The sequence below is a fragment of the Pareuzebyella sediminis genome (assembly GCF_008367235.1).
Classification (GTDB): domain Bacteria; phylum Bacteroidota; class Bacteroidia; order Flavobacteriales; family Flavobacteriaceae; genus Pareuzebyella; species Pareuzebyella sediminis.
On the sequence record NZ_VTZS01000002.1, the window covers coordinates 677,308 to 689,954 of the forward strand.

Annotated in this window: 10 protein-coding genes; 3 read left to right on the forward strand and 7 right to left on the reverse strand. The window is 42.5% G+C overall.

What is annotated here, in order from left to right; genetic code table 11:
• Nucleotides 1-98: 98 nt before the first annotated feature.
• The 6 genes from F2B13_RS09555 to F2B13_RS09575 all read right to left on the reverse strand — a co-directional run bounded on the left by F2B13_RS09555 (nucleotide 99) and on the right by F2B13_RS09575 (nucleotide 6,931).
• Nucleotides 99-2,240: a TIM-barrel domain-containing protein gene (locus F2B13_RS09555; protein ID WP_198439730.1), complete on the reverse strand. Its 2,142-nt coding sequence runs from the start codon at nucleotides 2,238-2,240 to the stop codon at nucleotides 99-101.
• 25 nt (nucleotides 2,241-2,265) lie between these two features.
• Entirely contained in the window at nucleotides 2,266-2,388 is a 123-nt protein-coding gene (locus F2B13_RS20725; RefSeq protein ID WP_262713820.1) for a hypothetical protein, read from the reverse strand.
• Between the two features lie 156 nt (nucleotides 2,389-2,544).
• Nucleotides 2,545-4,023: a BCCT family transporter gene (locus F2B13_RS09560; RefSeq protein WP_149274859.1), complete on the reverse strand. Its 1,479-nt coding sequence runs from the start codon at nucleotides 4,021-4,023 to the stop codon at nucleotides 2,545-2,547.
• A gap of 43 nt (nucleotides 4,024-4,066) precedes the next feature.
• Nucleotides 4,067-5,020 (reverse strand): hypothetical protein, encoded by a 954-nt coding sequence (locus tag F2B13_RS09565; protein WP_149304061.1) that lies wholly within the window; start codon nucleotides 5,018-5,020, stop codon nucleotides 4,067-4,069.
• On the reverse strand, nucleotides 5,017-6,444 hold the full coding sequence (locus tag F2B13_RS09570; protein WP_149274861.1) for an SDR family oxidoreductase: 1,428 nt from the start codon (nucleotides 6,442-6,444) through the stop codon (nucleotides 5,017-5,019). Before F2B13_RS09570 ends, F2B13_RS09565 begins: the two co-directional genes overlap by 4 nt.
• Before the next feature lie 61 nt (nucleotides 6,445-6,505).
• Complete coding sequence (locus F2B13_RS09575) at nucleotides 6,506-6,931, reverse strand: hypothetical protein (RefSeq protein WP_149274862.1); 426 nt, start codon at nucleotides 6,929-6,931, stop codon at nucleotides 6,506-6,508.
• A 157-nt stretch (nucleotides 6,932-7,088) separates the two neighbouring features.
• On the opposite strand from F2B13_RS09575, the gene argS reads away from it, so the two are divergent.
• The 3 genes from argS (at nucleotide 7,089) to F2B13_RS09590 (ending at nucleotide 11,570) form a co-directional block, all read left to right on the forward strand.
• Nucleotides 7,089-8,888, forward strand: coding sequence for an arginine--tRNA ligase (gene argS / locus F2B13_RS09580; protein WP_149274863.1), 1,800 nt, complete (start codon nucleotides 7,089-7,091; stop codon nucleotides 8,886-8,888).
• Nucleotides 8,889-9,001: 113 nt separating this feature from the next.
• Complete coding sequence (locus F2B13_RS09585) at nucleotides 9,002-10,669, forward strand: FAD-dependent oxidoreductase (RefSeq protein ID WP_149274864.1); 1,668 nt, start codon at nucleotides 9,002-9,004, stop codon at nucleotides 10,667-10,669.
• An 82-nt stretch (nucleotides 10,670-10,751) separates the two neighbouring features.
• Nucleotides 10,752-11,570, forward strand: coding sequence for a zinc-dependent peptidase (locus F2B13_RS09590; RefSeq protein WP_149274865.1), 819 nt, complete (start codon nucleotides 10,752-10,754; stop codon nucleotides 11,568-11,570).
• Between the two features lie 48 nt (nucleotides 11,571-11,618).
• Here F2B13_RS09590 and F2B13_RS09595 read toward each other — a convergent pair whose 3' ends face one another.
• Entirely contained in the window at nucleotides 11,619-12,635 is a 1,017-nt protein-coding gene (locus F2B13_RS09595; RefSeq protein ID WP_149274866.1) for a 2-hydroxyacid dehydrogenase, read from the reverse strand.
• Nucleotides 12,636-12,647: the final 12 nt, after the last annotated feature.

Below are 12,647 nucleotides of genomic sequence, written 5' to 3' on the forward strand. Positions count from 1 at the left end.
CAAACTGTTGAATAACGTTTTCTTTAATCGTATTACTATGCCTTTGGTCGAATCAGACAATAAATGCTGTCCCGATTTCCATAAGAAGCTATCTAGATTTATTGGGCAGTCATAAACTCCCAGGTTATTTTTCCATAGTCGAACTGACCTTTCTTGATTATTTTAGACGTACCCTTAAGTTTTCCGTTGTTTTTATTCGCAACGCTCAACTCCCTTAAGGTAAAGGCACCATTTTCATAATCATAGCTGATGCCGTCATCATTGTATAGGGTAAAGGTATTTTCTTTTGTACCGTAATGTCTCACAAGTATGGGTGGCTTCTCTTCTTTATTGATTTCAATAGTTGCTAACATAGGTATAATAGCCCCATCTTTCACTAAGAGTGGAATTTTTTCCAAGGTTGTTTTGATCGTAATGGTTTCCCCATTACCCCTAAATTCTCCAGAGTAGAAATCGTACCAATTACCTTCTGGTAGTATAATTTGGCGCTCTTTTTGACCTGTAAAAACTGGTGCCACGAGAATAGAGGGGCCCATCATGTATTGATCGGTTGCCTCAATGCGTTTTTTTTCAGCATAGGGGTTTTTGGTGTCGTCCAAGACTCCTTTGGTGTAGCGTTCATTCGATGTATAGCCACTTTCCAAAATCATGGCCCGAAAAGGGGGAATTCCTGTTTGATGGTAGGTATGAAATGCCGTATAGAGATAAGGCAGTAGTCTCATTCTTAACTCGATGGTATTGCGCACGATATCGGTAACTTCGGGAAAGCTCCAGGGTTTGGCTCCCGAAGACCAGGCATTGAGCATCATCAATGGAGAGAAGCATACCGACTGAAAACGTCGTACCCATTCTTCGCTAGAATCGGCACTGCGTATTTCGGGGGTCCATAGAATACCGGCCAGGGAAGAATTTACCAAAGCGGTTATATAGCCTTTATGGTCATAATAATCACTATAGAGCACAAAATTCCTGTTACTTGCCCCGACATAAGAAGATCTTATGAGTCCGTAGGTACGTTGGTTCTTTTCCTTGAAATAACCGTCGAACATGGCTTGCATCATCATACCATATACTTGGCGCATCGCTATCGCATCATGTCCGGAGGGAAAGGTTGCATGATCTGGCCATAACCAAAAATCGTATCCGTCGACTTCATCGAATTTATAGCCGCTGACCCCGATATCAAGATGATTCTTCTTATGGTGTGCAAGCAGTATTTCTTTTGCTTCGGGAATCGTGTAATCGGGTACCTCGCCCAACCACACCGTATGGCTTGCCGTATATGGATGGATGGCTTCGTACATGGTAGAGGTGGGTGCCACATAGGGATTTTCCCAAAGGTTTACCCTAATACCTTTGTCGTTCATTTTTTCTAAGAAACTGGCGGGGTCTGGAAAACGAATAGGGTCCCAATCGAAAGAACACGGATAGGCAAAACTCTGCCATCCCGGTTCGAGACCGATTACGTCCAAAGGAAAGTTATGATGCTCAAAGTCCTTGACTTCCTTTAGTACATCAGCATCGGAACTTTTGGTATCCATACGATGCCAAAAACCAAGCCCCCACTTTGGAGGTAAAACACCGCCGCCTCCGAAGAGATTGTAGCGTTGTACCACTTCAAGCAAGGTCTTTCCTGAAAATACATAAATCTCCATTCCGCCGTGTTCAACACTGGCCTCTATAGCATCCGATAGGGGTCTGGCGGGCCAATTCTTTCCCGTAGTGCGGTCGATGGGCTCTGGCTTTTTACTGTCTTTACGATTTCCGATGCCTACGTGAATTTTTATGCGCTGAGGAGAGTTGATCAATACGCCATACCCTTGACTCGATATGTAAAAAGGAACAGGTGCATGTGTATACCCTTTAATTCCTCCGTAATGGTCCACCTTGAGGGTATACACATTACCTCTTCTATTGATGCCTTCAAATTCAAGGCCAAGACCATATATTTTTTCAGTTTCCCCGAGAGGCAAACGAATACTGGTTCTTGTCGGTGTGAGCAGCCCATAAGTATCTGCCTTTTGAAAGGGAAAAGGCGCTTCACCTAGCGCTTTGATAGCCTGTTCTTTTGGGGCGTTGGCAAATTCTAAAGGGTTTAATTTCAGGGTTCCAACGGACGCCTTCCAAATACCTGGATGTAACTGCTCCCATTGCAAAGTAGTCATGTCTGAAATTAAGGTGTTCTGGCCTTGTGCGTTTATCACCGAGAGTAAGAACAGACCGATAAAAATTTTTTTCATAGTTTTTATTTTAATAGAAGATCGCTTAATTGTCCGGTTTTGGGAACGTTTCAATCTCTTCCTCATTGCCCGTGAGTATCAGATCGGCATAGTCAAGGGATAGTCCAGGATCTATGATATCGGGTATATTATTTAGTTGTTCCTTCAACTGAAATGGATTTATAATCTTTTTAAATCAAGATCAATGATATAATTACCGTTATCGGATATAAAGATATGACCGGTTACGGTCTTTCACAATAATGGCTTTAGTCCTAAAAGTAAGGAGGGAATAACAAAATCACTGTTTTTGGGTCTATACATTTTATTTTTTCAATACATCTTTTAGAAATAGCGTACTCATGACGATCATGTAGAAGGCAAAAGGCAATGAGGTTATGACCAGTAAGAGTTGCACGGCATCCAATACATTAATGTTTTGCTTGGCATTACCTAAGAGTAACAGTGCCATGGTAGCCATTAAGACAAAAATTGACCATAGAAGGCGATGTTTCTTTAGCGGATTTCTTTTGCCTTTATCAGTAAACATACTCAACACAAATACGGCCGAGTCTACCGAGGTAACCAAGAATCCGATTAGCAGAAACAGCGTGGTGAAATTGAGTAGGTTTGCACCAGGTAGGTGTTCAAAGAAAACAAATATGGAAGAGAATACGTTACCAAATTCCTGATTGTAGGCACCCCACGTTTCGATTAATTGAAATGCCGAAGTGCCGAAAACTGAAAACCAAAAAAAAGTACCTAAAGACGGAATAATCAATACCCCGCCAATCAATTGCCTCAAGGTCCTTCCTTTAGAAATCCGTGCGATAAAAATTCCGGTGAAAGGAGCCCAGGCCAACCAAAAAGCCCAGTAATAGAAAGTCCAGTCCGTGAGAAAAGAAATTCCCGGGTTGTAGGATCCCCATGCGAGGCTCATAGGTATAAAATCCATGATATAATATCCTGTCGTTTTGACGAATGCTTGCAAGATAGTCGGCACATCCCCATACAGAAATACAAAGAGCAATATAGCTAGCGTAACCACAATATTTATTTTAGAAATAATTTTAATGCCTTTGTTTAAACCTTGCCAAGCAGAATAGAAAGAAAGGCCTGAAACAAGAGTCGCCAGTAAAAGCATGGTTCCCAAACCAAAATTAGGTCCGAATAGATGGTTTAGCCCTCCGTTGATTTGTGCGGTACCAAGGCCGATTGCAGCGATTAGTCCAAATACTGTAGTGATAATGGTCATGATGTCGATGCTATGTAAGGCTATTTTGTTTTCGACGGCATTCTGCACCGCGGCACTCGCCAGCACCTTTCGTTTTTTAACGAATAGCCCGTAACCGATAACAAGAGCAAAAAGCCCATAAAACGCCCAAGCCGTGAAGCCCCATTGATAAAAAGTAAATTCAAGGGCCAAGGATTCCCTAGAAAGCCCGGAAAGGTACGGTGGGTGTTGTTGCATGAAAACAGGTTCTTGAACGGCGCGTAGTAAAATACCAGCCCCCATTCCGGCACTATATAGCATAGCGGTCCAGGCCCATAATGAGTGTTCCGGCTTTGAATCTTTCTTTCCGAGACGTATTTTTCCTAAAGGGGATAACCCGATACCTATCAAGAAAAGCACACAACCCAGACCCAAATAAAGATAGAAATAGCCAAAATGGTTGCGTACCCAAAACGATGCCGTTTCTATCATGGCGTAGCTTGTTTCCGTGGCGGAAAATACGACTAGGGTAAACGTAAAAACGATACCTATGGAAACGAATAATAAAGGATTTTTGAATAGTTTCCCCATACACTTCAAATTATCGCCTAATTACTTTAGGCGCGTTACCTTTTTACCTTTCGGTATTTATAAGTGTGAAAAATTGACTTTGACCTAAATCGGATTCCAATACAGCCATAAATTCTATCGAGGTTCCCTTGATAATTATAGCAGCCGTATTCGGGCCAACTTCGCCCAGATTTTCGGCATACAAGGTTATGGTGTTCGGACCAGGTTGTAATTCAATATCATAGTATTTCTTTTCCCGTGCTAAGGGCAGTCTCTCTACGATTATCTTATCATTGAGGTAAATCGTCACGCGGTCATGGTCGATATTTCGGTGGTCATATAGGCCTATTTGAACATTTCTTTGTGGGATGGAATAAGTTTGGCCACTATCCATAAGTTTTCTTTCTGCAAGGGGGGTATCAGAACTAAGGGTTGTTTTTTCGGGTGGTGTCTTGATATTCTCCATTTTACCCTTTAGGCTTGAAGGTTGTAAATGGAACCCAATGATTTTTATACTCTTTATGAAATCGGTGGGTATGTTTTGATTATTGACCTTTTGAAGGGCAATGGTCAGGTTCTGATAAGCGTACCTTGGCTTGATTAAAAAAGTGAAATGACCTCTTGCAGTAAAGGAAGGGGGTGGTCTAACCTCAAGTTGCGGGCTTGGGTGGACTGGTTCGATTTCTTCAGAATTGGAAATCAAAGTGTGGTCTGCAGGCTTCGCAAGAAAAAGAGTTATTGGAAAAGAATAGAATCGTGTTGGTACTTGCTTGCCGATGATCCAAAAACTGGCCTCATAGGTAGTACCCGGTTCTAGTTTTCTATTCCATTCATAAGTCTTGACGGACACATACCCGGTAGGAGCCTTTTTGGGAACCGCTAACTCTAGGTACTCAAATTCACTGGTTTTTACCTTTCGACTTTTTTGTTGGCCATTAATCCGTAAACCGTTGAAAAATAACATGTAAGCCACAAGTAGGACATACTTTAATGGTATTTTTTGTAGATAAAAAATCATTCGGTTTTGGCAATGTTGCGTATCATTCCACCAAAAATGAAATAATGAAATGGAAGTATACTATACCAATATAATCGGCCTTTAAGGCCCCTGGGGCGAAATGTCGCTGTTTGATGCAGTATATTGTCCCTATCGATTTTGAATTCAAGCCAAGCTTCACCAGGTAGCTTCATCTCCGCAAAAAGAAGGAGGCGCTTTGACTTTTTGTCGGCCAATAATACACGCCAAAAATCCAAGGCATCGCCTGCGGAGAGCTCAAAAGGATGTGTGCGCCCGCGACGCAAGCCTACCCCACCGAAAACCTTATCCAAAAAGCCCCTTATTTTCCAAAGCCAGTTCCCGTAGTACCAACCTTGGTCTCCACCGATTTTCCAAATATTGCTCAACACTTCCTGCGGGTTGTCAACCTTTAGCTTCTTTTCATCCTTAAGAATTCCGTATTTAGGAACTTGAATAAAGCTTTCTAGGTTTCTTTTGAACCGTCCACTGATCATACTGTCTTTCCAACTGCTGATTACAAGGTTCTGTTCAATTTTTTTGAAAGCCATTTTAATGGCTTCGGTATACGTATGGGTTTGAATTCCTAATATATCTTGTAACCGATGGTCTTTGGCGATTACCTCTACCTTCATGCTGTCGACAAGGTTCAATGCCAATTTGTAAGAGGTCGAGGTCACAAAATATAACCAATAACTGGAAAGTTTAGGCGTCATTACAGGTACGGTTAAGATCCAATTCTTAAACCCCCTTGTTCGGGCATATAATTGCAGCATTTCTTTGTAGCTCAGTATATCTGGCCCCGCAATATCAAAAGAATCATTGTAGGTATCAATGTTTCCCAGCACGCCGGTCAAGAAGTGAATAATATCTCTAATGGCAATGGGCTGCGTTTTGGTCAATACCCATTTTGGGGTTATCATAACGGGTAATTTTTCACAAAGATCCCGAATGATTTCAAATGATGAACTTCCCGAACCTACAATGATTCCGGCTCGGAGTACGGTCAGGTTAAAATTTCCTTTGTAAAGTATCTCCTCTACATTTTTTCGAGACCAGAGGTGCTTTGATAGATTCTCCTCGTTTACGATACCGCTTAAATAAATAACCTGCTTTACCTCGGTCGACTCTAAATAGGCGTTGAAATTTTGGGCGGTTTTTGCTTCCATTTCATCAAAATCCTTGGTGGACGAGCTCATGGAATGTATCAAAAAATAAGCGGCATCAATATCTTTTGGAATTCTACTTTCTTCAACGGGCTTTAAAAAATCTATTTCAATAACATCGATTTGCGATCGGATTTCTTCATCTACGGCAAACCTACCTTCATCGCGTACGGTACAAATTACCTCATGACCAAGATCTAGTAGTTGCGGCAATAATCGCATTCCGATGTAGCCGTTGGCACCTGTAAGAAGAATTCTCATGCTGTTATCTCGATTAAAACTATGTGTGGCAGGTTAAATAAGTATATCTACCATTATTTTTTTACAAATCCTCGATCGATGTGGGTGAATTGTCAGCCTTGTGGTCCAAAAGTTTTTTAAAAAAATTTTGAATGGCTTTGGTGTCCGCTTTTACTTTAATAAAATGGTGGTCCCGATGTATGGAATATACGGCAAGGTCACCTTTGTAAACAACCAGTTTATAATAGGGAATAATTAGGGCGAATGTTTCCAGCAGCGAACGGAACCGAACGATGATTCCTTTGGGCCGTAGTTCTACATTACACTGGTCACGATTGTTGTCGAGAATCAGCAAGTTATGTATCTCAATGCTGGTCTCTGTAATAAATAACCGCGGCGAACCGATACCCCCCATCTTCCACCGATCTTTGAGTAGGTAGGGTTTCCCCACCGCCCGATCTATTTTTTTAGTGATTTCTTTGTTGTTGTACGATACGTTGAGCAACATTCCATTTTCTTTTTCATACCTTCTAAAATACGAGGTTACATTGCTATAAAGTTAATGAAAACCTTATGTATTGAGCCAAAAAACAATAGTCTTATCTGAGATTTAGTTTAAGATAAAAGCTTAAAAAAGATTAGTTTTGCAGCCTTAGCGAAAATCTATGGGTATTGAAGATATTTTAATAAGCGAGGTAAAAAAGGCCGTAACATCAATATACGGGATAGATCTTCCTTCAGTTGAATTTCAGCCGACACGCAAAGATTTTGAGGGTGACATAACCGTTGTGGTCTTTCCCATGCTACGATTTGTCAAGGGGAATCCGGTTCAAATCGGGACGCGCATCGGGGAACATCTAAAGGAGGAACTTGAAGAGGTCGCCGACTTTAATGTGATCAAGGGCTTTTTGAATATTGTAATCAGTGACGCCTACTACCTTGCCTTTTTCAATGCCAGTAGAGAAGACCCATCTTATGGCTTTGTAAAAGAAACGGCACAAGGGGCTATTATGGTAGAGTATTCGTCGCCCAACACCAATAAACCATTGCACCTAGGGCATATTAGAAATAATCTTTTAGGGTATGCCGTTGCGGAAATTTTAAAGGCATCGGGCAAAAAAGTATACAAAACCCAGATTATCAATGATCGCGGCATTCATATCTGTAAAAGTATGCTGGCCTGGCAGCGGTTCGGAAACGGGGCAACGCCTGAGAGCACGGGCCTTAAAGGTGATAAGTTGGTTGGAGATTACTATGTGGCTTTCGATAAGGCCTATAAGCAGGAGATTTCCCAGATGGTAGCGAAGGGAATCGATAAGAAGGTGGCCGAAAAAGAAGCTCCAATATTGTTGGAAACGCAGGAAATGCTTAAAAAATGGGAGGCCGGTGACCCTGAAATCGTGTCACTTTGGAAAATGATGAACGGTTGGGTTTACGAAGGTTTTGATGTGACCTACAAGAACCTGGGCGTTGACTTCGATACCCTTTATTACGAAAGCGATACATATCTATTGGGAAAGGATGTGGTCGCCGAAGGACTGGGCAAAGGCATTTTTTTCAAAAAGGACGATGGCAGTGTTTGGATCGATTTAACCGATGAAGGTCTCGACGAAAAAATAGTGCTCCGTGCCGATGGTACTGCCGTTTATATGACCCAAGATATCGGAACGGCCATTCAACGGGTAAAGGATTATCCTGATATAGGGGGCATGGTCTATACAGTGGCCAACGAACAAGATTACCATTTCAAGGTGCTGTTCCTTATTCTGAAAAAATTGGGCTACGGATGGGCCGACAAGCTACATCATTTAAGCTATGGTATGGTTGATTTGCCCAGCGGAAAAATGAAAAGTCGCGAAGGTACGGTAGTAGATGCCGATGACCTGATGCTAGATATGACCCGTACTGCAGCAGAGATTTCCCAAGAGCTGGGCAAACTGGAAGGATATTCATCGGAGGAGAAGAACCAGTTGTACAAAACCATTGGGCTAGGGGCACTGAAGTACTATATCTTAAAGGTAGACCCGAAAAAGCGAATTCTCTTTGATCCTGAAGAGTCGGTCGATTTCCAAGGCAATACGGGGCCTTTCATTCAATATGCCCACGCCCGAATACAATCGATACTGCGCAAAGTAGATTTTGACAACGACATCACTTTACAGCTCGGCTCCAACCCTGAAAATCAGATTATCGGCTTTCATCCGAAAGAAAAGGAATTGATCAAACAGATTCAGTTATATCCCGAAACCATACAGCAAGCTGCCGAAAATTACAGTCCTGCATTGATTGCCAATTACGTGTATGATTTGGTGAAGGAATTCAATTCGTTCTATCAACAGGTCTCTATTTTGGGGGAGACGGTTCATGGTAAAAAAGTACTGCGGGTACAGCTTTCCGAACAGGTCGCGAAGATAATAAAGTCCGCATTTGAACTTTTGGGTATAACCGTTCCTGAACGTATGTAGGCCGGGCATTACCTAGCTTTTTTAGGCCTCCTCCTTTTTGACCAATTACGTATTTTGGTGACGTACTTGGCCTCCTATTCGAAATGCTTTACATATTTGGTTAAATTTAGGCTATGAAGAAATCCAATTTGTTGTGTTTAGGGTTCGCCATAGTTTTAATCGTTACGGTTAATCTAGTGACCGCCCAAGCTGAAACTGCCGTATCAAAAAAACATGAAACTGCCGATATTATTATCTATGGTGGTACTTCCGCGGCTATCATCGCTGCAGTAGAAGCCAAAAAATCAGGTAAATCGGTTATAGTGGTCTCTCCCGACACACATTTGGGTGGGTTGACATCTGGTGGTTTGGGTTTTACCGACACAGGCGACAAAAGTGTAATCGGTGGTCTTGCCCGTGATTTTTACCATCGTGTATGGCTGCACTACAATACTGAAGAAGCCTGGAATTGGCAGCCGCAATCCGAATATGGAAATAAGGGCCAGGGCACCCCTGCTATGGATGGTGAAAATAGAACCATGTGGATATTCGAACCCCATGTGGCCGAAAAAGTGTATGAAGCGTTGATTGCTGAATATGACATACAAGTTGAACGCGATGCTTGGTTGGATAGGCATAAGGGTGTGGAGTTACAGGATGGGAAGATCATTTCCATCTCAACGTTGAACGGAAAAACATATTTCGGAAAGGTGTTTCTGGATGCTACCTATGAAGGGGATTTAATGGCTGCGGCAGGGGTCAGCTATCATGTAGGAAGGGAATCTTCGGAGGTTTACGGAGAAGAATGGAATGGTGTACAGGTCGGGGTACTGCACCATGATCATTATTTCAAATCGGACATTTCACCCTATATCATTCCCGGTGACCCCTCAAGTGGACTTTTACCAAGGGTGTCAAGTGAACCGCCCGGGAAAAAACACAGTGGAGACGATAAAATACAGGCGTATTGTTTCCGTACCTGTATGACAAACCATGAACCGAACCGGGTGCCTTTTCCGAAACCTGAAGGGTATGACCCCATGCAATATGAACAATTGGCAAGGGTATTGGCCACAGGTCGCAAAGATTGGTTCCAAAAATTTGATGCCATCCCTAATTACAAGACCGATACGAACAACCATGGGCCGGTGAGTAGTGACAATATAGGTATGAATTACGATTACCCCGAGGCTTCGTATGAACGGCGCAAAGAAATCATTGCGGAGCACGAACAGTACCAAAAGGGACTGCTATGGTTTGTATCCAATGATCCTAGGGTTCCTGAAGACATTCAGTCGGAAATGAAAACATGGGGACTCTCAAAAGACGAGTTTATCGATAATGGCCATTGGCCACACCAGATTTATGTGCGTGAAGCACGTAGAATGATCGGGGAGTTTGTAATGACGGAGAATGAACTTCTAAAACGAAGACCCACACCACAATCCGTGGGTATGGGCTCTTACACGATGGATTCCCACAATGTGCAGCGGTATGTAAAAGAAGATGGCTTTGTTCAGAATGAGGGCGACATCGGGGTAAGTACTAAGGGTCCCTATCAGATTGCTTATGGCTCTTTGGTTCCTAAAAAGTCTGAATGCACCAATTTATTGGTTCCGGTCTGTGTTTCTTCAAGCCATATTGCCTTCGGTTCTATTCGAATGGAGCCCGTCTTCATGATTTTAGGGCAATCCGCCGCCGCCGCGGCTGTTCTTTCCATTGACAATAATATGGCCGTTCAAGATGTTCCTTACAGTGACCTGAAGAGAGTTTTACTTCAAAAAGGACAGGTTTTGGATTAGACAGTTGGTACAAGTGCATTGAGGCATTTGATGGCTTCTTTTAAGCGAACAATTTTTTATCAGACCTCTGAGTTTATACTATATGTTAACTGCCGAAGGTTTTGGAACTTTTCTTGTGTTGATCTATATCTCGATCTATCTGTGTTATATGATTTATTATGCCTTCGGGCTTCGCCACTTGAACCCATTGATTCGAATAAAGCCACTTTCGCCCTCCGAGAAGAAATTCTTGGCCTTTTATTTTCCCATTTATCCTCAGCTTTCTGTACCGTTAAAAGCAAAATGCGATGAACGTATTATTTGGTTCAGGAGTAGGAAAAAATTTGTTTTTTATGGAAAGACGCCCAAACAGCACGAGCTAAAGTTGCTATTAAGTGCATCGATGGTCTTAATGACGTTGGGCCTGAACAACTTTAAGATGACGCGGTCTTTGTTACGCATTGTAGTATACCCTTCAAAATACTATTCCCGTGTAAGTCGAAGACACCATTTGGGGGAGTATAACCCGAGGTTTAAAACCGCTATTTTTTCGGCCAATGATATTTGGGAAGGTTTTCGTGTCACCGATGACAACAGGAATTTGGCAGTGCATGAGTTTGCCCATGCCCTGAGTTTCGAAATGGTTCGAAAAAACACTTGGGAGGCCAAAAAGTTTAGAGTGGGATTGAAAAAAATAAAGGAACTTTTTCTTCGCGAAGGCTATGCCCAAAAAGTGGCCGACTCGGCCTATTTTAGAGCTTATGGCATGACCAATCTTCAAGAATTCTTTTCGGTAGCCGTCGAGAATTATGTAGAAACACCGGAGACCTTTTTAAAGGAGTATCCTGAACTTTACCAGATTATTCGAACTATGCTGGGTTTTGATTTTCAACCATATCCAGAAAAGCAATCCTCTGACTAGCTTTCATTTACCTTGGAATGGCCAAGATTAGAACAGAAATCGATTATATCATTTCGATAGTGTCGTCTTCAAATGACTTTGTTGTTGTAGGCGCGGATCTTTTGACTTAATTAAAACAGGCCGGTTTTCTACTATTTCCGCACAGCGCTCCAGTACCTCCTCCTCAAGCCGTTCCATGGCCTCCTTGGTGTAAAATGTCAAATGGGGCAGTAGGATTACATGGTCCATAGCATAGAGTTTTCTTAGCGGATGGTTAATGTTGTTAAGCGGTTCTTGGCTAAAAACGTCGATACCGGCTCCAGCAATTTCTCCAGTTTCGAGCGCCTCTAAAAGTGCAAGCTCATCTATCAATGCTCCACGGGCCGTATTGACAAAGATGGCGGTTTCTTTCATGGCCGAAAACTCTTTTTTCCCTAATAAATGCTTTGTGTCGGAATTAAGCACGGCATGTACCGAAATAAAATCACAGGCTTTAAGAAAATCCGTTAGTTGATCATATTTCTCGATACCCTGTTCAGCCAGCACCTCATGACTTTGATAAGGGTCATAGCCCAAAACTTTCATGCGAAAACCTTGGCCTCCCATTCGGGCCATGCTTTTTCCAATTTTTCCACAACCGATAATGCCCAATGTCTTACCTGCCAGATCGAAGCCCATCCATTTCTGGGTAGGCCAGGCCCATTGGTTACAATTCATCTGGTGATGAAGTGAGGTCAATTTTTTGGCTAGGGCAATAAGTAGCGTGAAGGCCCCTTCTGCTACGGTTTCTTCGGCGTATTCGGGAATGTTCACTACGATAATACCCTTTTCATTGGCAGCCGGAATATCAATGGCATCGATTCCCACTCCGTATTTAATTATTGCTTTCAGGCGATCGGCCTTCTCGAGAACGGTTCTGGTAATCGGGGTGTAGCACATGAGCAAGATGTCGCAATCTTCTAGCTCTTTGGCAAGCTCGCTTTCGGAAACCCCATCTGGTAGTAAGGTCAATGTGTGACCATTGGAGATTAGAGTTTGATCGATAAGGGGGGTTTCGAGTTCTCTATCGGTTCGGACAATCTTCATACTTTTTTGGCA